This is a genomic window from Dyella soli (assembly GCF_054482295.1).
Genome location: NZ_JBTFFU010000004.1, coordinates 240,356 through 263,651, shown reverse-complemented (window position 1 = coordinate 263,651; position 23,296 = coordinate 240,356). Strand labels below are relative to the sequence as shown.

Below are 23,296 nucleotides of genomic sequence, written 5' to 3'. Positions count from 1 at the left end.
CAGGCCCCGTGTCGATCCCGCAAGAACCCGTTCGTCGCATACTTGAAGGTGACCACGTCGGCCGCTCTTTCCGCGAAGGAGATAGTCATGTCCTACATCGATGGTTTCGTCATCGCCGTACCCGACGCCAACCGCGAGAAATTCATCGAACACGCCCGTACCTTCGACCCCATTTTCGTGGAGTTCGGCGCTATCCGGGTGGTGGAGTGTTGGGGCGACGACGTGCCCGACGGCAAGCTCACCGATTTCCGTCGCGCGGTGCAGGCGAAGCAGGACGAATCGGTGGTGTTCTCCTGGGTGGAATGGCCCGACAAGGCCACCCGCGATGCCGGCATGGCGAAAGTGATGAAAGATCCGCGCATGGAAGCCGCCAGCGCATGCCCCTTCGACGGCAAGCGCATGATCTTCGGCGGCTTCACACCCGTGGTCAGCGTGCCGGACTAGGGCGGCCCTGACTTTGCCCGTCATCCCAGCGAGGCGCTTTTCAACAGCGGAGCTGGCCAGGCACTACCTGATTGGCGTCGAACCTCAACGAGCCGCCTTCCGTGCACTCTGGCCAAGCGTTGGGTTTCCGCGACCGACCCATAGCGGACCTTGGCGTTCGGTTACGCTACCGATGCGAAGGTGATCGTTGGCCTGGCACTGGATCGGGGGGGGCACCATGAAACAGCTGGCGTTGTTCGTGCTGGTCGGGGCGATGATGGTCTCGCACCATGCCATGGCGGCGGAAGTCGCCAATGCACCGGTGGCCACGGAGCGTGCGCCCGCGAGGCTCGCGCGCGGTGGCTATCGGTTCGAGGGCCAGTGCACGCGAATGGCGGTGGAGGCTGAAGACCAGACGGGCGAGTGCCTCGGCTACGCCGGCATCATCGCCAGCGACCTCGACCATCCGGCCTTTGTCTTTCCGCGCAGCGGTCGCAAGGTCTGGGTGTTCAATGCATCCGGTCCCGGAACCATGGCCGTTGACGGGCAGGCCGCCACGTACGCGATTGCGTCCACCATCGACACCTCCGCGAATCAGGCGTTGGCCTACCCGGGTGAGTGCGTCCACAGCGTGCGGGTCGGCGAGCCGCTGCTGCATTGCATCCTGTGGAAAGATGGCGACAGGAAAGCCATCGTCAGGGAAGTGATCTTTTCCGGCAACGGCATCTGGCAATTTTCGCGCGCCACGGGATAAGGACGCGTTTCGAAGCTGGCATGCAGGCGCCTTCAGCCGGCCTGGGACGCAGGATCGACGGTGGCATGCGGCCGCGGCGGCACCTTGGGTGCATGCCCACGCACGGTGTTTTGCACTTGCGTGGCGCGGTGCGGCTGGATGCGCTGATGAAAGGCCTGCGCCGCGGCACGGATCTCGGGTGGCGCAAAGGGAAGTTCGCAGTCCGCATGGGCGCTGCCAGCGAGGGCGAAGAACAGGGCCAGGCTGGCTGCTCGTTGCATGGGAATCCTCCGGTGATGCCTGAGGCTCCCATGGACACTCGATGGCAGCTATCCGGATCTTGCGCCGCGGGAGAGTCGAAGCCTTCGCTTCCATCCCGCCACGAACCGTATCAGGCCGGCCGTGCAGCGGCACGGCGCGGGCTTGTCTATCCGACCGAGATCAACCGCGGGTAGCGGGTTTGAGGCCTGGCGCCTCGGTGACGGCGTCGGCGTCGTTGCAGGTGAGCACGATGGGCGTGGGGAATGGCGTGGTGCCAAACCAGTGGGCACGTTCCTCGCGGCAGCCCGGGCTTCCCATGGTGAACTTGCGGCAGATCGCCGGACGCTGTTCGTAGATGGTGCAGCGGAAGGTGTTGGGATCGACCGCGGCGCACCAGCCGTCCTCGCCCTTGGCCAGCGTCTCCATGCCATGCGTGGTGCGATCGATCAGCCATTCCGGCACGTGGTCATCGGGCATCAGCACCACGGTGAGCCGGCAACAGACTGCCTCGCAATCGTCGCAATGGACGGACGGGTCTACGCTCTCGGCGTACGGGTCGGGGGAATTGTTCACGAGACAGTATGGCTGCTTTTGCCTGGTGAACCATGAACCTGCGCCGCTGGAAAGACTGAATGAGCAAGCGTTCGGGCTGGCAGGCGCATGCTTCGTCGTCATCGCTCCCTCGCCAGGCACGGCGCGTCCCGTCCAGCTGCAAGCCATCGGCGCGACGACCGCATGGGCGCATGGCTGCGCCTGAGTCGGTCTCCGGGGCGCATGACTCATCGGGCATGAGCGCGCTGTGGCGAAAGTTCTTTCGATTCTCGTTGAAATCAACAGGATTCGGGCGCGTGCCGATGGACGGCCATATGCCCGCGCGTTTTTTGCGAAATGACGTTAGTATTTTGCAGCCGGCCGTCGGGGAATGGCCGGCATGCAAGGGGGCATGGGCACGTTGTTGACTGGTAGCGCACTGGCGTCACAAGGTGCGTGGCTGGTTTGCGCAACGGGCCAGGTCGGACACATTCACGTGCATGCATGAAGCCTGGTCCGCGCGCCGATGGGCGTGCGTGGACGGGCATGCCTGACCGTGGCTGGATGCCTCGGGTCAATAACGTCGCGCCGAACAGGGCAGGGAGAAACGATGGGCTTCGGGTTGATGGGTCGCGTGCTGCCATGGGTGGCCGTCACGCTACTGACGTTGTCATTGAGCGCATGCAAGACCGCCACGCCGTATCAGAAGCAGGCGGCCAGCGGTGGTTATTCCGAGTTCCAGGTGAGTGACACGACGTATAACGTGTACTTCTACGGGAACGGCAACACCAGCTCCGACATGGTCTGGTATTACTGGATCTACCGTTGCGCGGAGTTGACCCATGAGCGCGGCTATGAGGCTTTCACGCTGACGGTGCCTGCCAGCGACAAGGCGAAGTCGCCCTATCCCTGGACGCAGCCGGGCACGCCGCACTACGAGCCGTTCGGGCCACTCAAGTCCGCACCGCCGGCGCCCCCGGCGCCGCCTGCGCCGCCCGCACCACCGTCAGCCAGCGGGGCGCCGGTGTCCTTTGCCGACGATGATGGTGCGACGCTGATCCCGGCCAAGGGCGGCGGCGGCGGGGGCTTCCACACGATCTATGTGCCCGGCGGCACGGCCACGGTGACGCGCTGGAATGCCCACGGCGTGGTGTCGCTTTATCACGTGCCGTTGCCGGCTTCGGTGCGCGTGGCACTCAACGCCGACTCGATCCTGGCCACGCTCGGGCCCTATGTCACGTCCAAGGGCAAGGTGAAGCCACCGGCGCGCGAGGACGTGCTCAAGCGTGCGACGGTGATACGCATGGGTACCAGCACATGATGCGGTGGCAACGAACCGGGCGACGTGATTTGCCGGCCGCCGTGCCGGCCGTCGTGCATCCATCCACCTTGGCGCGCAGCCATGCGCGGCCCAGCGCATCTCACGAGGTTCCGGCCATGAACAATAGTTCGCGACACATGCGGTTGGTGCGGCATGCGTGGATAAAGCGCGCGGCGATGCTCGCGGTCGTCCTGCTATGCGCCGCCTGCGCACCGGTGAAGCACGACCCGGTGCGTATTCCGCCGGCAAAAATCGGCGACCAGCACGTCAAGTACCCGGTCAAGGCCATACGGCTGCGCCATGAGGGCACGGTGACCCTGATCATGCTCGTCAACACCACCGGACATGTCGCCGAGGTAAGGGTCGAGCAGTCCAGCGGTTACCTGGAGCTGGACCAGACCGCGGTGGACACTGCCCGCGACTGGCTGTTCACGCCCGGAACCATCGACGGCGTTCCCTATCCGAGTTACGTACGCGAACCGATCAATTTCCACCTGCTCACGCTGTCACCGCCGCCGCTGGTGGCATCGCCGACGCCCTGATCGGCGCGAACGCGTATCCGCGCCGAGGCGGGTCGGGCGGGGCCGTGCGGAACTGCGCACGGCCTTGCCTACGTGGGGCTGTCAAGGACCTGGTCCTGCGATCCGCCCGCCGCCTGCAGGGATGTCTCGGCGCGCTGCAGCAGCAGGCGGCGCTCGCGGTTGTTGAGGGTGAGCGTGGCGGCGCGTTCGAATTCCGCTCGTGCCTCGCCATGCCGGCCGAGCCTGGCAAGGAGATCGCCGCGCACGCCGGGCAGGAGGTGATAGCGGCGGAGGGTGGGCTCGTCGCGTAGCGCGTCGACCAGTGCAAGTCCCACCTCGGGACCAAAGGCCATGGCGTGCGCGACGGCGCGGTTGAGTGCGACCACCGGTGACGGCAGGCGCGCGGCCAGCGTGTCGTAAAGCGCGGCAATGCGTTGCCAGTCGGTTTCGTCCGCCGTGCGTGCGCGTGCATGACAGGCGGCAATGGCGGCCTGCAGTGCATACGAGCCCTGTGCGCCGCCCAAGGCCTCCGCGCGCTGCAACGCGGCCAGTCCACGCCGTATCAGCAACTGGTCCCAGCGGGCGCGGTCCTGATCGCCGAGCAGGATCGGTTCGCCGTTCGGACCGGTGCGGGCCGCCGTGCGCGAGGCCTGGATCTCCATCAGCGCCACCAGCCCATGGACTTCCGGTTCCGCCGGCGCCAGTCCGGCCAGCACTCGGCCGAGACGCATGGCCTCCTGGCACAACGACGGGCGCATCCAGTCGTCGCCGGCGGTGGCCGCGTAACCTTCGTTGAAGATCAGGTAGACGACCTCGAGCACCGAGGCGAGCCGCACCGACAACTCCTCGCCGCGCGGCACCTCGAACGGCACGTGGGCATCGCTGAGCGTGCGCTTGGCGCGCACGATGCGTTGCGCCACCGTCGGCTCGGGCACCAGGAAGGCGCGCGCGATCTCCGGCGTGGTGAGGCCGCCAAGCATCCGCAGGGTCAGTGCCACGCGCGCCTCGGTGGACAGCACCGGGTGGCATGCCGTGAATACCAGGCTCAGCAGGTCGTCGCCAATCGGGTCGTCGAGCATGGCATCGGGGTCCGCCACGGTCAGTTCGAGTTGGGCTTCGATCTCGCGCGCCAGTTCGTCTGCCTTGCGCCGGTGCAGCGCCTGCCTACGCAACTGGTCGATGGCACGATGCTTGGCGGCGGTCATCAGCCAGGCGCCCGGATTGCGCGGCACGCCGGAACCCGGCCACTGTTCGAGCGCCGCCACCAGTGCGTCCTGCGCCAGTTCTTCGGCCATGCCCACGTCGCGCACGATGCGGGCAAGCCCGGCGATGAGCCGTGGCGATTCGATGCGCCAGACCGCGTCGATGGTGCGATGGATATCGGTCGCCGTCATGGCGACCGATCACAGCACTGGCCCGCGTCCCACGCAATCCCCGCAACACCCATTACGGGGCCGCCATCACCATCCAGTGCACGCCGAAGCGGTCCTTCAGCATGCCGAAGCTGGAAGAGAAGAACGTCTTTTCCAGTGGCATGGTCGCTTCACCGCCATCGACAAGCGCCTTGAACACGCGTGCCGCCTCATCGTCGCTGGCGACGGTCAGCGAAAGGGAGAACCCCTCGAACTTCGGCTCGCCCCGGCTGTAGCCATCGGAACCCATGACCACGCTCTCGCCCACGCGGAAGCTGGCGTGCATCACCTTTTCGGCCAGTTCGGGCGGCTGCGTGGGACCCTCATGGTTGGGCGGTGCCTCCTTGTAGCGCTTCAGCATCAGCACCTGGGCGCCGATGGTCTTGGTGTAGAAGGCCAGCGCTTCTTCGCAGCGGCCTTCGAAGAACAAATAAGCCTGTACTTGCATGGTCGGTCTCCCTGTCCGGATCAGGCCTGGTTGGCCATCTGTGCGCGCAGCTTTGCTTCCTGTTCCTGCAGCTCGGGCGTGAACTCCGCGCCGAAGTCCTCCGCTTCGTACACACGGCGTATCTCTACCTCCGACTCGATGCCATCGAAGGGATTGGGCGCTCGCTTGAGCCATTCGACCGCTTCTTCCAGCGAGGCGACCTGCAACAGCCAGAAGCCGGCGATCAGTTCCTTGGTTTCCGCAAACGGCCCGTCGATCACCGTGCGCTGGTCGCCCGCATAGCGGATGCGCGCCCCGCGCGCGCTGGGATGCAGGCCTTCGCCGGCCAGCAGCACGCCGGCCTTCACCAGTTCTTCGTTGAACCGACCCATCTCGGTCAGCAGCTTCTCGCTCGGCATCTCGCCGGCTTCGGAGGCGCGCGTGGCGCGCACCATGGCCATGAATCGCATTGTCGTTACTCCCTTCGGGTGGCAGGTTCGAGTGCTGGCCATCGGTCCGATCGCCTGGGCAGCTCTTACCTGGACGTCGAACGACGCCGGGCGGAATCGACAGCGTCTCACCGCGATTTTTCCCGCGCCGGCTGCCCGGCCGGCCAAGGCAGCCGAGCATGCGCCCCGGGCTGTCGGCCGACCGTGAGGACCGCCTCGTCGGATCAGCGCATGGCCAGCGCCAGCACGATGCCGATCCACAGCGCCATGCCGAGCCAGTTGTTGTTGCGGAATGCCCACAGGCAGGCATCGCGCGCACGCTCGCGCATGCGCCACAGCTGCCAGCCGAACAGGCCGGCCGCCACCAGCAGGCCCAGCCAGTACGGCCAGCCCAGCGCCGCGCGCTGGCCGACGAACAGCATGGCGAGCAGGAAGGTCGCCATCAGGATGCCGAGGATGGGCAGGTCGGCGTCGCCAAAGAGGATGGCGGTGGACTTGGCGCCGGCCTTGATGTCGTCGTCGCGGTCCACCATGGCGTACTCGGTGTCGTAGACCACCGACCAGATGATGTTGGCGATGAACAGCAGCCAGCCCAGCGCCGGCACCGTACCGGACACTGCCGCGAACGCCATCGGGATCGACCAGCCGAAGGCCGCGCCCAGCACGACCTGCGGCATGTGCGTATAGCGCTTGGTGAACGGATAGATCGCGGCGAGCGCAGCACCCACCAGCGACAACTTGATGGTGAAGGCGTTGGTGAACAGCACCAGCAGGAACGAAAACACCAGCAGGCTGGCGAACACGATCAGCGCCTCGCGCGGCGTCACGCGCCCCGCGGCGATCGGCCGGCCCGCGGTGCGCGCCACCTGCGGATCGAGCTTGCGGTCGGCGAAGTCGTTGATGGCGCAGCCGGCGGCGCGCATGGAGAACACGCCAAGGGTGAAGATCACCAGCAGCTTCAGCGGTGGAAAATCCGCCGCGGCCAGCCACAGCGCCCACCACGTGGGCCACAGCAACAACAGCGCGCCAATCGGCCGGTCCATGCGTGTGAGCACCAGGTAATTGCGCGCCTTCTCGCGGTGGGCCGCGGGCAGGCGTTGCAGCAACCACTCGAGCACGCGGGTGGCGAGCGTGGAACTGTCGGCAGGGTGGCCCGTCGCGGCCGACTTCGCGCTGTCGCCAGGACGGGACCGCGGCTTGGTCGACGTGGACAGATTGCGCCACTGGCGCTTGCGTGAGGAAGGAGCCATCCCGGGAGTTTAGCGTGGCCGGCTGCCCCCGGTGGCGTGACGGAGCGCAGGTTTGCGCCTGGCCGTCGTCTTTCCGTCGTCCCGGCTGGCCTACAATCGTGCGGTTCCCGCGGGCCCGGGCAGGAGTCGCCATGCCACAGTCACTCAGTCACATCGCCCTGGTGGTCACCAACCCCACGCGCAGCGCGCGCCTGCTCACCGACGTGTTCGCCGATGCGCGGATCACGCGGGAGGAGGACGCCGCCGATGCGCATCCGGAGGTCATCGTCCAGCTTGCCGGGCTGGAGTTCGTGCTGGTCCGCGGCCAAGGGCCGGCCTCGCGCAACGGCGACCACATCGCCTTTCAGGTCAGCAAGGCTGAACAGCTGGCCTGTGCGGAACGCCTGCAGGCGCTGGCGCTGGATTTCCAGCTGGCGCGGGGCGACACGGCGCTGTATTTCAGCGACTACGACAACCATGTGTTCGAACTGGACGTCGGCGACGAGGGTGGCGCGGGACCGGTCGCCTGACCGGCCACCGATCGTCTTCGTCCCGGCGCGAAGCTTCGCTGCCGCCGCGGGGCGGCGCGCTATCCGCGCAGCAGCAGGCGATACGCGGGGTTGTCGCTCTCGTCGCGAAACGGATAGCCCAGCGCCTGCAGGAACGACTGGAACAGCGCGCGCTCGGCCGACGGTACCTGCAGGCCGACCAGGATGCGGCCATGGTCGGCACCCTGGTTGCGGTAGTGGAACAGGCTGATATTCCAGTCCGGGTGCATGTGGCCAAGGAAGCGCGTGAGCGCGCCGGGACGTTCGGGAAACTCGAAGCGGTACAACAACTCGTCCCGCGCCAGCGGCGAGCGGCCGCCGATCATGTGGCGCAGGTGCAGCTTGGCCAGTTCGTCGTCGGTAAGGTCGAGCACGCCGAAGCCATGCGCCCGGAAGGCGCTGCTCAGCGTGTCGCGCTCGTCGCGCCGCGTGGTTTGCACGCCGACGAAGATGTGCGCTTCCGTCGCACTGCCGATGCGGTAGTTGAATTCGGTGATGCTGCGCTGGTCCAGTGCGGCGCAAAAGCGGCGGAAACTGCCGCGTTCTTCCGGAATGGTCACCGCGAACACCGCTTCCCGCTGCTCGCCCACTTCGGCGCGCTCGGCCACGAAGCGCAGCCGGTCGAAATTGAGATTGGCGCCGGAGACGATGGCAACCATCGGTTCGGCGGTCGCGCCGTGCGTGGCGACGTAGTGCTTCAGGCCCGCCAGCGCCAGCGCGCCGGCCGGCTCGGGCACGCTGCGCGTGTCCTGGAACACATCGCGTATGGCTGCGCAGATGGCGTCGGTGTCGACCCGCACCATGGCATCGACATGCTCGCGACAGAGCGCAAAGGTGAGTTCGCCCACGCGCTTGACCGCGGTGCCATCGGCGAACAGGCCCACTTCCGGCAGGCTGACCGGCGCCCCGGCCTCGAGCGAGCGGGCCATGGCGTCCGAGTCGACGGTCTGCACGCCGATCACCCTGACGTCGGGCCGTAGCGCCTTGACATAGCCGGCGACCCCGGCGAGCAGCCCACCGCCACCGACCGGTACGAACACCGCATGCAGCGGACCGGGATGCTGGCGCAGGATCTCCATGCCCACGGTGGCCTGGCCGGCAATCACCGCCGGATCGTCGAACGGATGCACGAAGGTATGGCCGTGGCGTGCCTGCCACTGGGCCGCAACGGCCTGGGCGTCGCTGTACGAATCGCCGGCCAGCACGACCTCGACCTGCGCGCCACCGAAACGCCGGACGGCATCCACCTTTACTTGCGGTGCGGTCACCGGCATCACGATCACCGCGCGGATGCCGAGCCGTGCCGCGGCCAGCGCCACGCCCTGCGCATGGTTGCCGGCCGAGGCGGCGATCACGCCGCGGGCGCGCTGCGCCGCATCGAGACCGGCCATGCGGTTATAGGCGCCGCGCAGCTTGAACGAGAACACCGGCTGCTGGTCCTCACGCTTGAGCAGCACGCGCTGGCCGAGGCGGGCGGAAAGCAGCGGGGCCGGTTCCAGCGCGGTCTCGCGCGCCACCTCGTACACCCGTGCCCCCAGCGTCTGGCGCAGCAACTCGTGCCCGCCGGGGCCGGTGAACGCTCCGGCGTGCTCGGCCGCCGCGCTCATGGCGTCGTGGCTGCCGCCGGGTGGCTGACTTCGATCACATCGACGAGCTTGCGCGTCTGCTTGATGATCTGTTCCACCGTCTCGTCGGCGCCATGCATCACCAGGGTCAGTTGCGACACTTCGGGGTCCTGCGTGGCGGCGACCGTCAGCGTGTCGATGTTGCAGTGGCGCGCGGCGAACAGGCCGGCCACGCGCATCAGCGCGCCGGATTCGTTCTGCAGCAGGATCGATAGCGTGTGTTTCATGACAAGACTCCATGGCCCCGCAGATCCGTCAATCCAGCGCCTTGTCGGGCAAAAGCCGCTGGGTCCCCGCCTGCGCGAGGACGATGGTGGTCAGAACATGTCGCTGGTCGCATCCCCTGCGGCCGCAGGCGCCACGCGCGACGGAATAAAGTCCCCGGTGATCATCTGCGCATAGGTGGCGCCAGGACCGACCATCGGGTACACACCGGCATCCGGATCGATCATCACTTCCAGGAACGCCGGTCCATCAAAGGCAATGAAGTCGGCGATGGTGTCGGCCAGGTCTGCCTTGTGCTCCAGCCGCCGCGCCCACTCGAAGCCATCGGCCTGCGCAGTCTTGATGAAGTCCTTCTTGTGCAGGCTCTTGTCGGACGAGGCGAAGCGGCCGCGGAAGAACAGCTTCTGCCATTGCCGCACCATGCCGTCGCCGATGTTGTTGAGCACGACCACCTTGACCGGCAGGTTGTAGGTGGTGACGGTCTCCAGCTCGCCCAGGTTCATGCGGATGCTGGCGTCGCCGTCGATGTCGATCACCACCGCGTCGCGCCGCGCGAACTGGGCGCCGATCGCGGCGGGCAAGCCGAAGCCCATCGTGCCCATCGAGCCGGAGGTGAGCCAATGGCGTGGCTCGCGGAAATCGAAGTACTGCGCGGCCCACATCTGGTGCTGGCCGACCCCGGTGCTGATCACTGCGCGCCCCTGGGTGTGGCGGTTGATCGCCTCGATCACCGCCTGCGGCTGGATCAGCGCACTGTCGCGGTCATAGTCCAGCGCATGCGTGCCCTTGAGCGCCGCGATATGCGCATGCCACTCGGCGTAGCGGCCGTCGCCGGCGAAGTGCAGGCCATGGCGCAGGCCATACTGCTGCAGGCGCGACAGGCTGCGGTCGAGGTCGCCGTGATGGTGCCAGTGCACCGGCTTCACCTTGCCGATTTCGGCGGGGTCGATGTCGACCTGGGCGATGAAGCGCGCATTGGGCGCGAACTTGTCGGGAACGCTGGCGACGCGGTCGTCGAAACGCGCGCCCAGCGCCAGCAGGAAATCGCAGTCTTCCACCGCGTAATTGGCATAGGCGGTGCCATGCATGCCCAGCATGTGCAGTGCCAGCGGTCCGGTGGTGTCGACGGCGCCGATCCCCATCAGCGTGGTGGTCACCGGCAGACCGAACTGCTGCACGAAGGCGCGCAGCGTCGCCGACGACTCGCCGGCGATGACGCCGCCGCCGGCGTAGATGAGGGGGCGCTTCGCTTTCGCCAGCGCCTCGAAAAAGGCGGCACAGCGTGCGTCGTCGAGCCGGGCATGTTCGATGGCGTGCTGGCGCGCGCGGTAGCCGGGAATGGGCAGGCTGCCCGTGCCGGCAAACGTGAGCGAGGTGTTCTGCACGTCCTTGGGAATGTCCACCACCACCGGACCGGGCCGTCCGCTGCGCGCGATCTCGAAGGCGGTGCGCAGCGTGGCCTCAAGGCGCGAGGGCTCGGTGAGCAGGAACACATGCTTGGCGCACGCACTCATGATGTTGCTGACGGGCGCCTCCTGGAACGCGTCGCTGCCCAGCGCCGCGGTGGGTACCTGGCCGCAGATCACCACCATCGGCACCGAATCGGCCATGGCGTCGCGTACCGGCGTCACCATGTTGGTCGCGCCCGGGCCCGAGGTGACGATGGCCACGCCCACCTTGCCGGAAGCGCGCGCGTAACCCGCTGCCATGAAGCCGGCGCCCTGTTCATTGGCGGGGACGATCAGCGGCATCGCTTCGCCGCCGAGTGGCGACAGATGGGTGGCATTGAAACGGAATACCGCGTCGTACACCGGCAGGATGGCGCCGCCCGAATAGCCGAACAGCACATCGACGCCTTCGTCGGCCAGCACCTGCACCACCACTTCCGCGCCGCTCATGGCCTGGCCGGCCAGCGGGTGGGTCGCAGCGGATGAGGGAAGCTCCTTTTGCAGTGGCAGGTTCACGGTGGTCGCGTTTCCTTGGGTGGCGCCGGTGTCGCGGCGCTTGGAAAGTTCAGGGGACTGGCGGAGAAAACTCCCTCCCCCGCGTGAGCAGGAGAGGGCCGTGAGGGGGAACGACGCGCTTGCGGGACAAGCCCCCCTTCGAAACTCCCCCTGCACGCAGGGAGAGGCGATCAAACATCAACCCACTTTCTTGAGCGGCTCGGCGGCCGGCTTCGGCGCATTCGCCTGCAGCCACGGCATGCGCGCGCGCAGCCTGGCGCCCACCTGTTCCACCGGGTGCTCCAGGTCGGCCTGCTTGAACTTCTTGTAGTTGGGCAGGCCGGCGTTGTACTCGGCGATCCAGTTGCGGGCGAAGGTGCCGTCCTGGATGTCCTTGAGCACGTCCTTCATGCGCGCCTTGGTGCCGGCGTCGATCACGCGCGGGCCGCTCACGTAGTCGCCGTACTGGGCAGTCTCGGAGACGAACTCCAGCATGCGGGCGATGCCGCCTTCGTAGAACAGGTCCACGATCAGCTTCAGTTCGTGCAGCACTTCGTAGTACGCGATCTCCGGCTGGTAGCCGGCTTCCACCAGCGTCTCGAAGCCGGCCTGCACCAGCGAGCTGGCGCCGCCGCACAGCACGGCCTGTTCGCCGAACAGGTCGGTCTCGGTCTCTTCCTTGAAGTCGGTCCTGATCAGCAGCGCGCGACCGCCGCCGATGCCGTCGGCATAGGCCTTGGCCCTGGCCTCGGCATGACCGCTGACGTCCTGGTGGACCGCCCAGATGCTCGGCACGCCGCGGCCGATTTCATACTCGCGGCGCACCAGCGCGCCCGGGCCCTTGGGCGCGACCAGGATCACGTCGATGTCCTTGCGCGGCTCGATCTGCCCGAAGTGCACGTTGAAGCCATGCGCGAACAGCAGCGCGGCGCCGGGCTTGATGTTCGGCGCGATGTGCTCGCGATAGAGCGCCGGCTGCACCATGTCCGGCGTGAGCACGGCAACTAGGTCGGCGTCCTTCACGGCATCGCCCGGCTCGGCCACGCTGAAGCCTTCGGCGCGCGCCTTCTCCCACGAGGGGCCGTTCTTGCGCAGGCCAACCACGACATCGAGACCGGAGTCGCGCAGGTTGAGGGCGTGGGCGCGGCCCTGGCTGCCGTAGCCGAGTACGGCGATACGGGCCTTGGCGAGGGTGTCGTTCGAGGTCTGGGTGCTCATGCGGTGACTCCTGCGGTCATGTCTTCGTTGACGTGTTGGGAAGCGGAAGTGCTGCGAGACGTGGAAGGGTGCGTGGTGGCGCCGTCGGATGCGGATCCCACCAGGCGCGCGTACTTGGCCAGTGCGCCACGGGTGACCTTTGGCGCGGGCGGCTGCCAGCTGGCGCGACGGACGGCGAGGTCGGCGTCGGTGCTGATCTGGCGGCTGTCGGCATCGATGCGGATGCGGTCGCCCTCGCGCAGCAGCGCAATCGGGCCGCCGCGCACGGCCTCGGGCGCGATGTGCCCGACCATGTAGCCGTGGGTGGCACCGGAGAAGCGGCCGTCGGTGATCAGCGCGACGTCGTCGCCCAGGCCACGCCCGACCAGTGCCGCGGTGACGCCGAGCATTTCGCGCATGCCGGGGCCGCCGGCAGGACCTTCGTTGCGGATGACGATGACATCGCCCTTGCCGATGCTGCCGCCCTGCACGGCGGCGAAGGCTTGCTCCTCGCTCTCGAACACGCGGGCGCGGCCTTCGAAATGACCGGCGCCCTTGCCGGCGAGCTTGAGGATGCAGCCTTCCGGCGCGAGGTTGCCGTAGAGGATCGAATAGCCGCCACGCGGCTTCAGCGGCTGCGTCACCGGATGCACCACGTCCTGCTGCGCCGCACGCGGTGCCGAGGCGGCCTCCGCGAACAGGCTGCGGCCGGTGATGGTGGGCGCATCGTCGAGCATGCCGGCGGCGATCAGCTCCTGCGCCACGCGAGCGCTGCCGCCCGCGCCGAACATCTCGACGGCGGTGTAGCGGCCACCGGGCAGCAGGTCGGCGATCACCGGCGTGTGCCTGGAGGCCGGCTCGAAATCCTCCAGCGTCCACGGCGTACCCGCTTCGCGCGCAATGGCCAGCAGGTGCAATACCGCATTGGTGGAGCCGGCGGTGGCGGCGACCATGCGTGCCGCATTGCGAAACGCGGTCGGCGTGAGCATGGCACGCGGCGTGCGGTTTTCCTTGAAGCACTCCATCACCAGCTCGCCGCAGCGGCGCGCCGCCGCGGCCTTGGCGGGATGCGTGGCCGGAATATCGTTGAACCCCATTGGCGACAGGCCCAGCGTGGTCAGTACCATCGCCATCGTGTTGGCGGTGAACTGGCCGCCGCAGGCACCGGCGCCGGGGCAGGCATCGCGTTCCACGGAGGCCAGTTCGGCGTCGTCGATCTTGCCGGCGCCATGCGCGCCCACCGCCTCGAACACCTGCTGGATGGTGATCGGATGGTTATCGTGCGTGCCGTGCGCGATGGTCCCGCCGTAGAGCGCGACGCTGGGAATATCCAGGCGCGCCATCGCCATGGCGGCGGCCGGAATGGTCTTGTCGCAGCCGCACAGCACCACCATCGCATCGAGGCAATGACCGTCCACGGCCAGCTCGATGGAATCGGTAATCACCTCGCGGCTGATCAGCGAGGCGCGCATGCCCGGCGTGCCCATGGCGATGCCGTCGGTGACGGCGATGGTGTTGAACTCGATCGGCGTGCCGCCGGCGGCGCGAATGCCCTCCGCCACGTGCTCCGCCAGTTCGCGCAGGTTGAGGTTGCACGGGCTCACGTTGGACCACGTGTGCACCACCGCCACCAGCGGCCTGGCGATGGCCGCGTCGTCCAGGCCGGTGGCGCGCAGCATGGCGCGCGCCGGTGCACGGTCCGGGCCGGTCTTGATCAGATCGCTACGCATCGTGGCGCTCATCCGCAGGCCCGCCCCCAGCGCAGGAAAGCCGCTGCATTGCAGGCGTGTTCGTCGAGCGAGGCCAGCACCGCCTCAAGCACCGCCTGCGTACCGGCGTGGCCACCGACATCGCGCGTGCGCGGGCCATGGGCGATCACCTCGGCCACCGCCGCTTCGACTGCCGTCGCTTCCTGTTCCAGGCCCAGCGAATGGCGCAGCAGCAGGGCGGCGGACAGCATCGCGCCGGTCGGGTTGGCCGCGCCCTGACCCGCGATGTCCGGCGCCGAGCCATGGATCGGTTCGTACAGGCCGGCCTTGCCTTCACCCAGCGAAGCGGACGGCAGCAGGCCCAGCGAGCCCGCCAGTGCAGCGGCTTCGTCGGTGAGGATGTCGCCGAACAGGTTCTCGGTGACCACCACGTCGTAACGACCAGGCTGCGTCAGCAGCAGCATCGCCATGGAATCGACCAGCTGGTGCTCCAGCGTCACGTCCGGGTATTCGGCGGCGATGCGCTGCACCGTGCTGCGCCACAGGCGCGAGGTTTCCAGCACGTTGGCCTTGTCCACCGAGGTGACGTGCCGGCGGCGCTCGCGGGCCAGGTCGAAGGCGCGGCGCACCACGCGCTCCACTTCGGCCACCGTGTACTTGCACTCGTCGATGGCGGTATCGATGGTGCGCGTCTTGGCGCCGAAGTAGGCGCCTCCGGTGAGTTCGCGCACGAACAGCACGTCGACGTTCTTCAGCTTTTCGTTCTTCAGCGGCGACAGCGCCGCCAGCGCGGGGTGCACCTGCAGCGGGCGCAGGTTGGCGTACACGCCCAGAGCGGCGCGCAGTGCCAGCAGGCCCTGCTCGGGCCGTACCGGCGCGTTCGGATCGGACCACTGCGGGCCGCCGACGGCACCGAGCAGCACGGCATCGGCGGCCTTGCACGCTTCCAGCGAAGCAGTCGGCAGCGGTTCGCCGGTGGCGTCGATGGCGCAGCCGCCGATCAGGTGCTCCTCGAAATGGAAGTGGTGGTCGAAGTGCGCGGCGACCGCATCAAGCACCGCGACTGCCGCTGCAGTGACCTCGGGGCCGACGCCGTCGCCGGGCAGGGTGACGATATGCGCTCTCATGCGGCTTTCTCCGTGCGTTGTTCGTAGGCAGTGATGGCATCACCGTGTTGTTGCAGGTATCCCAGCTGGTCGACGCCGTTGAGCAGGCAGTGGCGCGCGAACGGCTCGAGCTGGAAGCGGATGCGGCCGCCGTCGGGCAGGGCGATGTACTGCTCGCGCACATCGATGGTGAGCTCGATGCCCGGGTGCTCCAGCAGCCAGTGGTGCTCGGCCTCGTCGAGCACGATGGCGAGCAGGCCGTTCTTCAGCGCGTTGTTGCGGAAGATGTCCGCGATCTCGCTGCAGAGCACGGCATGGATGCCGTAGTCGAGCAGGGCCCAGGGCGCGTGCTCGCGCGAGGAGCCGCAACCGAAGTTGCGGCCGGCCACCAGGATGGAGCAGCCCCGCGCCTGCGGCCGGTTGAGCGGAAACGCCGGGTTGTCGCTGCCATCGGCCTGGTAACGCCAGTCGTTGAAGCACAGCTTGCCCAGGCCCGCGCGCTGGGTGGTGGTGAGGAAGCGCGCCGGGATGATGCGGTCGGTGTCGATGTTCTCGTCGGGGAGAACGGCGGTGCGCGAGTGCAGGCGGGTGATCGGGCGCATCAGTAAACCTCCGAATGGCAACGTCCCTTCTCCCCGCCGGGGAGAAGGTGCCCCGAAGGGGCGGACGAGGGGCGGGTGCTTGCGGCGGCGCTGATCGAAGCGCGCGCTCTTGCTCCCTCTCCCCGCTGGGGAGAGGACTGGGGTGAGGGGCGGGTGCTTGCGATCGCGCTGATCGAAGCGCGCTCTGAAGTGGGACTGAGGCAAGAGTGACCCCTCACCTCGGTCCTCTCCCCGGAGGGGAGAGGAAGAAAAGCGAGCATGCTCATGCCGCCACCTCCGTTGCATATTCGCGCGGATCGGCGATACGGCCGGCGACCGCGGAAGCGGCGGCCGTGGCCGGGCTGGCCAGCACGGTGCGCGCGCCCTTGCCCTGGCGGCCTTCGAAATTGCGATTGGACGTGCTCACCACCAGCTGTCCCGGCAGCGCCAGGTCGCCGTTCATGGCGATGCACATCGAGCAGCCCGGTACGCGCCACTCGGCACCGGCGGCGGTGAATACGTGGTGCAGGCCTTCATGCTCGGCATCGCGGCGCACCGCTTCGGAACCTGGCACCACCAGCATGCGCACGCCCTCGGCCACGCGGCGGCCGCGCAGCACCCGGGCGGCTTCGCGCAGGTCGGACAGGCGCGAGTTGGTGCAGCTGCCGATGAACACCACGTCGACCGGGGTGCCCTGCATCGGCTTGCCGGCCTCGGCGCGCATGTAGTCCAGCGCACGCTTTTCCTGCGCGTTGCGCGCCGGCGGCACCGGCTTGTCCAGGGCGATCGCCATACCGGGGTGCGTGCCGTAGGTGATGGTGGGGCGCAGCTTGCTGGCGTCGATGCGCACCTCGCGGTCGTAGCTGGCGCCTTCATCGGTGCGCAGCGACTGCCAGCGCTGCACGGCGGCATCCCAGGCGGCGCCCTGTGGTGCGCGCGGGCGACCCTTGAGCCAGGCGAAGGTGGTGGCATCCGGCGCGATCAGGCCTGCACGCGCGCCCGCTTCGATCGACATATTGCACACCGTCATGCGCTCTTCCATCGACAGCTGCTCGATGGCGTCACCGCGATACTCGATGACGTAGCCGGTGCCGCCGTCCACGCCGATCTCGCCGATGATGTGCAGGATCAGGTCCTTCGCGCCGACCCCGGCGGGAAGCTGGCCGTCCACATGGATCGCCAGCGTCCTGGGCTTGCGCTGCAGCAGGCACTGGGTGGCCATCACGTGGCCTACCTCGGTGGTGCCGATGCCGAACGCCAGCGCGCCGAACGCGCCATGGGTGGACGTGTGGCTGTCGCCGCAGACGATGGTCATGCCCGGCTGGGTGGCGCCGAGTTCAGGGCCGATCACGTGCACGATGCCGCGATCGCTGCTGTCCCAGCCGTGCAGCTCGACGCCGAACTCCCGGCAGTTGGCTTCCAGCTGCGCCACCTGTGCCCTGGCCTCCGCGTTGGCATAGGGACGCTCGCCGTCCGCCCCGGCGGGCAGGGTGGGCGTGGAATGGTCCAGCGTGGCCAGCATGCGATCGGGGCGACGCAGCCGCAGGCCGCGCTCGCGCAGTTCGGTGAAGGCCTGCGGCGAGGTGACTTCGTGCACCAGGTGCAGGTCGACATAGAGGATCGCCGGCGTGTCGGCGCTTTCAGGCGCCACGACGTGTGCATCCCAGAGTTTCTCGAACAACGTCTTGGCCGTCATGCCACTGCTCCCAACGAAGGCGGCTGTTGATGGGGAGTGCGGCCATGGACGGCCGCTTTCTGATCTTCTTGGCCAGGGACGACCACATCCGACACCGGCGTGAGCCAGCCCCATTGGTCGGTGGTGGTGCCGTCGAACAGGCCAAAGAAGGCCTTCTGCAGCGCGCGCGTCACGTCGCCGGGACGGCCCGCGCCCACCTGCTTGCGATCGACCGAGCGCACCGGCGTGATCTCGGCAGCGGTGCCGGTCATGAAGATCTCGTCGGCGGTGTACAGCGCCTCGCGCGGCAGGTCGCGTTCTTCCACCGCGATGCCCAGCTCGCCGGCAAGCGTGATGACCGACTCGCGCGTGATGCCGGCGAGGATGCCCGCGCTGGTGGGCGGCGTGAGCAGCTTGCCGTTCTTGACCAGGAACAGGTTCTCGCCCGCGCCCTCGCTCAACAGGCCGTTGTGGCCGAGCGCGATGCCTTCGGCGTAGCCACCGCGACGCGCTTCCAGCGCGATCAGCTGGCTGCTGAGGTAATTGCCGCCGGCCTTGGCCCAGCTGGGCAGGGTATTGGGCGCGGGCCGATGCCACGACGACACGCACACGTCGGCGCCGTGTTCGATCGCGTCACCCAGGTACGCGCCCCATTCCAGCGCCATGATCGCCACGTCCACCGGCGAGTCGCCCTTGGGCAGCACGCCCAGGCCGCCGGCGCCGCGGAACACGATCGGGCGCACATAGGCCGACTTCATGCGGTTGGCGCGGATCACCTCGTGGCAGGCCGCGTTGATGTCGTCCTCGCTGTAGCCGATCTCGATCTCGTACACCCGGGCCGACTCGAACAGGCGGCGGGTGTGGTCGGCGAGGCGGAAATAGGCCGGGCCCTGCGGCGTGGCGTAGACGCGCTCGCCCTCGAACACCGAGGAGCCGTAGTGCAGCGCGTGGGTGCTCACGTGGACCGTGGCTTCGGTCCAGGGCTTGATCTGGCCGTTGTGCCAGAGGAAGGGCGTGGTCATGGATGGCTCCTTCGGGATCACAGGCGCGCGACGGCGGCCGGCGGAGTGGCCGGTGCGCGTCGCTCGATGCGGTTGACGATGGCGAGGGCGGCATGCGCGGTCGCTTCGATGATGTCGGTGCTGACACCGTTGCCGCGCCAGTCGCGCTCGGCGTGGCGGGCGGTCAGCTGGGCCTGGCCCTGCGCGTCGCCTCCTTCGCTGACCGCGCGCACCTGGAACTGCGTGACATCCAGCGTGGTGCCGGTGGCGCGTTCGATCGCACGCAGCACCGCATCCACCGGACCGTCGCCGATGGCCGCTTCGCCGATCTCGTGCCCGTTGTCGTGCGCCAGCTTCACCGACGCAGACGCGCTGCCGCCCATGTGCGAGTTGGTGTTGAGCTGCACCAGGCGCCAGGGGCCGATCGCCTCCGGGTCCAGGCCCAGCGCGATGGCCTCCAGGTCTTCGTCGTGGATCTCGCGCTTCTTGTCGGCCAATGCCTTGAAGCGCGCGAAGACGCTGTCCATCGCGGCCTCGTCGACCTCGTGCCCCATCGACTGCAGCCGCTGGCGCAGCGCGTGGCGGCCCGAGTGCTTGCCGAGCACCAGTCGCGTTTCGCCCATGCCGACGTCCTGCGGACGCATGATTTCGTAAGTGCCGCGATGCTTGAGCATGCCGTGCTGGTGGATGCCGGACTCGTGCGCGAAGGCGTTCTCACCCACCACGGCCTTGTTGCGCGCCACCGACTGCCCGGTGAGCTGGGTCAGCAGGCGCGAGGTGGGGTACAGCCGGCGCGTTTCGATGCCGGTCTGGACGCCGAAATAGGGCCGGCGCACGCGCAGGGCCATCACCACCTCCTCCATCGAGGCATTGCCGGCGCGTTCGCCGATGCCGTTGATGGTGCATTCGACCTGCCGCGCACCGGCGCCGACCGCGGCGAGACTGTTGGCGACGGCCATGCCAAGGTCATCGTGGCAATGGGTGGAGAAGATCACCTGGTCCGCGCCGCGCACGTGCCGGCGCAGGTAGGTGAACAGGTCGGCGATCTCGGTCGGCGTGGTGTAGCCCACCGTGTCCGGCGCGTTGAGCGTGGTGGCGCCAGCGGCCGCGGCAGCGCTGAACACCTCGACCAGGAAGTCCCGTTCGGTGCGCAGCGCGTCTTCGGCGGAAAATTCCACCTCGTGGCAAAGGCCCCTGGCACGCTCGATGGCGGCGCAGGCGGCATCGATCACCTGCTGCTTGCTCATGCCCAGCTTGTGCTCGCGGTGCAGCGGGCTGGTGGACAGGAACAGGTGGATGCGCGAGTGGCGCGCCGCCTGCAGGGCGCGGCCGCAGGCGGCGATGTCGTTGTCGTGGCAGCGGGCAAGGCCGCACACGGTGGGGCCGCGGAGCACGCGGGCGATCTCCGCCACGGAGCCGAAGTCGTCGGGCGAGGCGCTGGGAAAGCCGGCCTCGATGATGTCCACGCCCAGCCCCTCCAGCGCATGCGCCATGCGGAGCTTCGCGCGGCGATCCATCGAAAAGCCGGGCGCCTGCTCGCCGTCGCGCAGGGTGGTGTCGAAAATGCGGACGCGTTCGGCGGTTGCGTCGCCCACGTCGCTGTTCTCGTCGTTCGGGTGGTCCTGGGGGTTCATCGCTTAGCTCCGCTGTGTGCGTCGCCGAGGGCAATAAAAAACCCCGCATCCGTTGCCGGGTGCGGGGTTTTTCAGGTGGTATCAGGTTTGTTTTGCTTTACCTGGACACACGCCCTCAGCCCGCACCTCCGTTGGTAATAAGGAGTACGAGTACAAGGGCAAGAAGAAGGTTGTCGCGAAGCCGCAGCAGGTCCGCGACCGTCGGGAGACGGATCGGTTCGGCTATGCGATCTTGGCTGTTGCGCTGCGACATGGAACCGACCGTAGCGGGGGCTCCAACGGGTTGTCAACAGTTTCTTTTGAAATTTTTAAGGCGGCGCGCCAGGGGGTACATTCGGACGTCCAGATGTCCATACATTTTTTGACACGTGTTCAGCGTCGCTACGGCTTGTCACTTGCGAGCGCATGCATGCATGGCGCCATGCCGCGCCGCAACTGGGTTTTAGCGGCTTTTCGATGCGTCGCCTGACGCTCGATTTGGCAGGGCCATGGTGGCCTTCACCAGTTGCTGCACGACCATGGCCGCGGGCCCCGGCTCGATGGCGGACAGTCCGGGGGCATGGAAGGCGTGCCTTCGGGTGAGGTCATCGCGCATCCGCTGACGTATGGTGCGGTCCAGCAGAATGGGCACCGACCCGCCCGATTCGACGAGCGCCACCGACAGTCGCTGCCGCCGGCACAGGGGCAGCCGCCTGTTGCGTCGACGCCGTCAGACGCTTCTACTTTCACCGCGGCGGCCGGGGGCCAGCCTCGCGCCGCGCATCGGGAGCACCACCATGGAAAAGCTCGACCCCCGCACCACGGCCCTGGTGCTGATCGACCTGCAAAAGGGCATTGCACCGTTCGCTGCCGGTCCGCACCGCGCCGACGAGGTCTACGAGCGTGCGGGCCGGCTGGCCGCGCGCTTCCGTGAACTGGGTGCGCCGGTCGTGCTGGTGCGCGTGGGTTTTTCGGCGGATGGCCGCGACATGCTGCGGCCGTTGGCCGACCGGATGCCGCCGACCGGTGGCAGCGTGCCGGGCGACTGGTGGGACTACGCCGAGCAGCTGAACGTGGCCGACGGCGACATCCACATCATCAAGCGCCAGTGGGGTGCTTTCTACGGCACCGAGCTGGAACTGCAGCTGCGCCGTCGCGGCATCACCCAGATCGTGCTCGGCGGCATCTCCACCAACATCGGCGTGGAATCGACCGCCCGCCAGGCTTTCGAGCTGGGCTTCAACCAGGTGCTGGTGGAAGACGCCATGAGCTCGTCCGGCGCCGATCACCACCGTTTCGCGGTGGAGAACATATTCCCCCGCCTGGGCCGGGTGCGTTCCACCGATGAGGTGTTGCAGGCGCTGGGCTGACCCTCGCGCCATCGAATGGAAACCTTTACGGCCCACGAGCCGATCTTCGCGCGCCAGGGGCCGCCCGGGCACGGATGACCCGGCGCCGCCGCCGGGTCGCCCTCCCCAGGTGAACGGTTTCCCCCTACGCGACCAGCTGGATGCTGCGCTGCCGTAAACCTGACGCGGCGTCGCGGTGCCTGCCCCGGTGCGAGCGTGAGCCCACTCAGGCGGGACCGGGATTTTGCGGTGCAGCGAGAAACGGCCGGATTTGCGCCTTTACAAGTTTTGATGAAAACGTTTACGTTCATTTTGCAGCGTGGCCGGGGGAGCCACGCGCTGCAACCCCGGGGAGCGGACGTGACGACCAAGAAGGCCACCATCAAGGATGTAGCGCGCGAGGCCAAGGTCTCGATCGCATCGGTGTCGCGCGTGCTCAACGGCAGCGGCGGGGTCACCGTGGAAACGCAGGACATTGTCCGCAAGGTCGCCGCGCGCCTGCACTACGTGCCGGACAATGCGGCGCGCAGCCTGATCACCCGGCGCACCCACACGATTGGCGCGGTGCTGCCCGACCTCTACGGCGAATTCTTCTCCGAGCTGATCCGCGGCATCGACCTGGCCGCACGGGCGCGTGGGCTGCACCTGCTGGTGTCCAGCTCGCATGATGGCGCCGAGGAAGCCGCCGCGGCCGTGCGCACCATGCGCGGGCGCGTCGACGGCCTCATCATGCTCTCCGACTTCGTCGACGCCGAGTTCCTGGAAGCCAACGTGCCGGCGGAGCTGCCGGTGGTGCTGCTCGACACGCCGGTGAAAGACAAGCGCTACCCGGCGCTCAACATCGACAACTTCGCCGGTGCCAATGCGATGGTGCGCCACCTGCTGGAGATGGGCCACGCCAGCGTGGCCTTCATCGCCGGTCCCGCCCGCAACTTCGACGCGCAGCAGCGCGAAAAGGGCTATCGGGCCGCCATGGTCGCGCATGCGCCGAAGATCCCGGTCAACGTCGTCGCCGGCAACTTCACCGAGGAATCCGGCTATGCCGCCGGGCGCGAACTGCTGGCGCAAAAAAAGCTGCCACGCGCCGTGTTCGCGGCCAACGACATGATGGCGGTCGGCTGTCTCTCCGCCTTCAGGGAGGCCGGCCTCAAGGTCCCGGGCGACATCGCCGTGGCCGGGTTCGACGACATCCTGATTGCCCGCTACGTCTCACCGCCGCTCAGCACGGTGCGCGTGCGCATTGCGGACCTGGGCAAGAGCGCGCTGCTCATGCTGTCCGAACTGATGGAAGGCAAGGTGCAGTCCGGTGCAAGCGTCCGCACCCTCGGCTGCGACGTCATCGTGCGCAATTCGTGCGGGGCAAACCAGTCAAGAGCTTTACCGACCAACCCATCACCGCTCCACTGAACGATCGCCT

Annotated in this window: 24 protein-coding genes; 7 read left to right on the top strand and 17 right to left on the bottom strand. The window is 67.9% G+C overall.

The window, feature by feature from the left end; translation table 11 throughout:
* The first annotated feature begins 87 nt into the window (after positions 1–87).
* Complete coding sequence (locus tag ACXU4B_RS17570; protein WP_131413071.1) at positions 88–444, top strand: DUF1428 domain-containing protein; 357 nt, start codon at positions 88–90, stop codon at positions 442–444.
* A gap of 232 nt (positions 445–676) precedes the next feature.
* Positions 677–1,177: a hypothetical protein gene (locus ACXU4B_RS17565; protein ID WP_458910910.1), complete on the top strand. Its 501-nt coding sequence runs from the start codon at positions 677–679 to the stop codon at positions 1,175–1,177.
* Between the two features lie 32 nt (positions 1,178–1,209).
* Here the strand turns inward: ACXU4B_RS17565 and ACXU4B_RS17560 are convergent, their stop codons facing one another.
* Together ACXU4B_RS17560 and ACXU4B_RS17555 are read right to left on the bottom strand one after the other, a co-directional pair.
* On the bottom strand, positions 1,210–1,437 hold the full coding sequence (locus ACXU4B_RS17560) for a hypothetical protein (protein WP_131413075.1): 228 nt from the start codon (positions 1,435–1,437) through the stop codon (positions 1,210–1,212).
* Positions 1,438–1,597: 160 nt separating this feature from the next.
* Positions 1,598–1,990: a YkgJ family cysteine cluster protein gene (locus ACXU4B_RS17555; RefSeq protein ID WP_131413077.1), complete on the bottom strand. Its 393-nt coding sequence runs from the start codon at positions 1,988–1,990 to the stop codon at positions 1,598–1,600.
* Between the two features lie 568 nt (positions 1,991–2,558).
* On the opposite strand from ACXU4B_RS17555, the gene ACXU4B_RS17550 reads away from it, so the two are divergent.
* Together ACXU4B_RS17550 and ACXU4B_RS17545 are read left to right on the top strand one after the other, a co-directional pair.
* Complete coding sequence (locus ACXU4B_RS17550) at positions 2,559–3,269, top strand: CC0125/CC1285 family lipoprotein (protein ID WP_165583251.1); 711 nt, start codon at positions 2,559–2,561, stop codon at positions 3,267–3,269.
* 176 nt (positions 3,270–3,445) lie between these two features.
* Positions 3,446–3,811, top strand: coding sequence for an energy transducer TonB (locus tag ACXU4B_RS17545; RefSeq protein WP_458910909.1), 366 nt, complete (start codon positions 3,446–3,448; stop codon positions 3,809–3,811).
* A gap of 68 nt (positions 3,812–3,879) precedes the next feature.
* On the opposite strand, the gene ACXU4B_RS17540 is transcribed toward ACXU4B_RS17545, so the two are convergent.
* The 4 genes from ACXU4B_RS17540 to ubiA all read right to left on the bottom strand — a co-directional run bounded on the left by ACXU4B_RS17540 (position 3,880) and on the right by ubiA (position 7,328).
* Positions 3,880–5,184, bottom strand: coding sequence for an RNA polymerase sigma factor (locus ACXU4B_RS17540; RefSeq protein ID WP_131413083.1), 1,305 nt, complete (start codon positions 5,182–5,184; stop codon positions 3,880–3,882).
* 52 nt (positions 5,185–5,236) lie between these two features.
* Positions 5,237–5,650 carry a VOC family protein gene (locus ACXU4B_RS17535; RefSeq protein WP_131413085.1) on the bottom strand — a complete coding sequence of 138 codons (414 nt, stop codon included), beginning with the start codon at positions 5,648–5,650 and terminating at the stop codon, positions 5,237–5,239.
* Positions 5,651–5,670: 20 nt separating this feature from the next.
* Entirely contained in the window at positions 5,671–6,099 is a 429-nt protein-coding gene (locus tag ACXU4B_RS17530; RefSeq protein ID WP_131413087.1) for a YciI family protein, read from the bottom strand.
* Between the two features lie 203 nt (positions 6,100–6,302).
* On the bottom strand, positions 6,303–7,328 hold the full coding sequence (ubiA, locus tag ACXU4B_RS17525; RefSeq protein ID WP_131413089.1) for a 4-hydroxybenzoate octaprenyltransferase: 1,026 nt from the start codon (positions 7,326–7,328) through the stop codon (positions 6,303–6,305).
* Between the two features lie 131 nt (positions 7,329–7,459).
* Between ubiA and ACXU4B_RS17520 the strand changes: the two genes are divergently transcribed.
* Positions 7,460–7,837 carry a VOC family protein gene (locus ACXU4B_RS17520; protein WP_131413091.1) on the top strand — a complete coding sequence of 126 codons (378 nt, stop codon included), beginning with the start codon at positions 7,460–7,462 and terminating at the stop codon, positions 7,835–7,837.
* A gap of 59 nt (positions 7,838–7,896) precedes the next feature.
* Here ACXU4B_RS17520 and ilvA read toward each other — a convergent pair whose 3' ends face one another.
* The 11 genes from ilvA to ACXU4B_RS17465 form a co-directional block, all read right to left on the bottom strand.
* Positions 7,897–9,462, bottom strand: a complete 1,566-nt coding sequence (gene ilvA / locus ACXU4B_RS17515) for a threonine ammonia-lyase, biosynthetic (RefSeq protein ID WP_131413093.1) — start codon at positions 9,460–9,462, stop codon at positions 7,897–7,899.
* A complete protein-coding gene (ilvN, locus tag ACXU4B_RS17510) occupies positions 9,459–9,707 on the bottom strand; it encodes an acetolactate synthase small subunit (protein WP_131413095.1) in 249 nt (82 codons plus the stop codon). Before ilvN ends, ilvA begins: the two co-directional genes overlap by 4 nt.
* A gap of 90 nt (positions 9,708–9,797) precedes the next feature.
* Positions 9,798–11,603 carry a biosynthetic-type acetolactate synthase large subunit gene (gene ilvB / locus ACXU4B_RS17505; protein ID WP_240734193.1) on the bottom strand — a complete coding sequence of 602 codons (1,806 nt, stop codon included), beginning with the start codon at positions 11,601–11,603 and terminating at the stop codon, positions 9,798–9,800.
* A gap of 243 nt (positions 11,604–11,846) precedes the next feature.
* A complete protein-coding gene (gene ilvC, locus ACXU4B_RS17500; RefSeq protein WP_131413099.1) occupies positions 11,847–12,866 on the bottom strand; it encodes a ketol-acid reductoisomerase in 1,020 nt (339 codons plus the stop codon).
* Positions 12,863–14,575, bottom strand: coding sequence for a dihydroxy-acid dehydratase (ilvD, locus tag ACXU4B_RS17495; RefSeq protein ID WP_131413101.1), 1,713 nt, complete (start codon positions 14,573–14,575; stop codon positions 12,863–12,865). The genes ilvC and ilvD overlap by 4 nt, the downstream gene beginning before the upstream one ends.
* Before the next feature lie 8 nt (positions 14,576–14,583).
* Complete coding sequence (leuB, locus tag ACXU4B_RS17490) at positions 14,584–15,681, bottom strand: 3-isopropylmalate dehydrogenase (protein ID WP_131413103.1); 1,098 nt, start codon at positions 15,679–15,681, stop codon at positions 14,584–14,586.
* On the bottom strand, positions 15,678–16,262 hold the full coding sequence (leuD, locus tag ACXU4B_RS17485) for a 3-isopropylmalate dehydratase small subunit (protein ID WP_131413105.1): 585 nt from the start codon (positions 16,260–16,262) through the stop codon (positions 15,678–15,680). Before leuD ends, leuB begins: the two co-directional genes overlap by 4 nt.
* Positions 16,263–16,524: 262 nt before the next feature.
* Positions 16,525–17,937, bottom strand: coding sequence for a 3-isopropylmalate dehydratase large subunit (gene leuC / locus ACXU4B_RS17480; protein WP_131413107.1), 1,413 nt, complete (start codon positions 17,935–17,937; stop codon positions 16,525–16,527).
* Positions 17,934–18,938 carry a branched-chain amino acid transaminase gene (locus ACXU4B_RS17475; RefSeq protein ID WP_131413109.1) on the bottom strand — a complete coding sequence of 335 codons (1,005 nt, stop codon included), beginning with the start codon at positions 18,936–18,938 and terminating at the stop codon, positions 17,934–17,936. Before ACXU4B_RS17475 ends, leuC begins: the two co-directional genes overlap by 4 nt.
* Positions 18,939–18,955: 17 nt before the next feature.
* Positions 18,956–20,551 carry a 2-isopropylmalate synthase gene (locus tag ACXU4B_RS17470; RefSeq protein ID WP_131413111.1) on the bottom strand — a complete coding sequence of 532 codons (1,596 nt, stop codon included), beginning with the start codon at positions 20,549–20,551 and terminating at the stop codon, positions 18,956–18,958.
* Between the two features lie 442 nt (positions 20,552–20,993).
* Positions 20,994–21,209 carry a hypothetical protein gene (locus tag ACXU4B_RS17465; protein ID WP_131413113.1) on the bottom strand — a complete coding sequence of 72 codons (216 nt, stop codon included), beginning with the start codon at positions 21,207–21,209 and terminating at the stop codon, positions 20,994–20,996.
* Positions 21,210–21,327: 118 nt separating this feature from the next.
* Here ACXU4B_RS17465 and ACXU4B_RS17460 point away from each other — a divergent pair, with 118 nt between their 5' ends.
* Positions 21,328–21,900, top strand: a complete 573-nt coding sequence (locus ACXU4B_RS17460) for a hydrolase (RefSeq protein ID WP_131413115.1) — start codon at positions 21,328–21,330, stop codon at positions 21,898–21,900.
* Positions 21,901–22,239: 339 nt separating this feature from the next.
* Positions 22,240–23,286 carry a LacI family DNA-binding transcriptional regulator gene (locus tag ACXU4B_RS17455; protein WP_240734187.1) on the top strand — a complete coding sequence of 349 codons (1,047 nt, stop codon included), beginning with the start codon at positions 22,240–22,242 and terminating at the stop codon, positions 23,284–23,286.
* Positions 23,287–23,296: the final 10 nt, after the last annotated feature.

Excerpts from the sequence above, each read along its gene's own strand:
- ilvB (WP_240734193.1), bottom strand. The coding sequence starts at position 11,603 with ATGAGCGGCGCGGAAGTGGTGGTGCAGGTGCTGGCCGACGAAGGCGTC.
- ACXU4B_RS17560 (WP_131413075.1), bottom strand. The coding sequence starts at position 1,437 with ATGCAACGAGCAGCCAGCCTGGCCCTGTTCTTCGCCCTCGCTGGCAGC.
- ilvC (WP_131413099.1), bottom strand. The coding sequence starts at position 12,866 with ATGAGCACCCAGACCTCGAACGACACCCTCGCCAAGGCCCGTATCGCC.
- ACXU4B_RS17475 (WP_131413109.1), bottom strand. The coding sequence starts at position 18,938 with ATGACCACGCCCTTCCTCTGGCACAACGGCCAGATCAAGCCCTGGACC.
- ilvA (WP_131413093.1), bottom strand. The coding sequence starts at position 9,462 with ATGAGCGCGGCGGCCGAGCACGCCGGAGCGTTCACCGGCCCCGGCGGG.
- ubiA (WP_131413089.1), bottom strand. The coding sequence starts at position 7,328 with ATGGCTCCTTCCTCACGCAAGCGCCAGTGGCGCAATCTGTCCACGTCG.
- leuB (WP_131413103.1), bottom strand. The coding sequence starts at position 15,681 with ATGAGAGCGCATATCGTCACCCTGCCCGGCGACGGCGTCGGCCCCGAG.
- leuC (WP_131413107.1), bottom strand. The coding sequence starts at position 17,937 with ATGACGGCCAAGACGTTGTTCGAGAAACTCTGGGATGCACACGTCGTG.
- leuD (WP_131413105.1), bottom strand. The coding sequence starts at position 16,262 with ATGCGCCCGATCACCCGCCTGCACTCGCGCACCGCCGTTCTCCCCGAC.
- ACXU4B_RS17460 (WP_131413115.1), top strand. The coding sequence starts at position 21,328 with ATGGAAAAGCTCGACCCCCGCACCACGGCCCTGGTGCTGATCGACCTG.
- ACXU4B_RS17570 (WP_131413071.1), top strand. The coding sequence starts at position 88 with ATGTCCTACATCGATGGTTTCGTCATCGCCGTACCCGACGCCAACCGC.
- ACXU4B_RS17545 (WP_458910909.1), top strand. The coding sequence starts at position 3,446 with ATGCTCGCGGTCGTCCTGCTATGCGCCGCCTGCGCACCGGTGAAGCAC.
- ACXU4B_RS17550 (WP_165583251.1), top strand. The coding sequence starts at position 2,559 with ATGGGCTTCGGGTTGATGGGTCGCGTGCTGCCATGGGTGGCCGTCACG.
- ACXU4B_RS17535 (WP_131413085.1), bottom strand. The coding sequence starts at position 5,650 with ATGCAAGTACAGGCTTATTTGTTCTTCGAAGGCCGCTGCGAAGAAGCG.
- ilvN (WP_131413095.1), bottom strand. The coding sequence starts at position 9,707 with ATGAAACACACGCTATCGATCCTGCTGCAGAACGAATCCGGCGCGCTG.
- ilvD (WP_131413101.1), bottom strand. The coding sequence starts at position 14,575 with ATGCGTAGCGATCTGATCAAGACCGGCCCGGACCGTGCACCGGCGCGC.
- ACXU4B_RS17520 (WP_131413091.1), top strand. The coding sequence starts at position 7,460 with ATGCCACAGTCACTCAGTCACATCGCCCTGGTGGTCACCAACCCCACG.
- ACXU4B_RS17470 (WP_131413111.1), bottom strand. The coding sequence starts at position 20,551 with ATGAACCCCCAGGACCACCCGAACGACGAGAACAGCGACGTGGGCGAC.
- ACXU4B_RS17530 (WP_131413087.1), bottom strand. The coding sequence starts at position 6,099 with ATGCGATTCATGGCCATGGTGCGCGCCACGCGCGCCTCCGAAGCCGGC.
- ACXU4B_RS17540 (WP_131413083.1), bottom strand. The coding sequence starts at position 5,184 with ATGACGGCGACCGATATCCATCGCACCATCGACGCGGTCTGGCGCATC.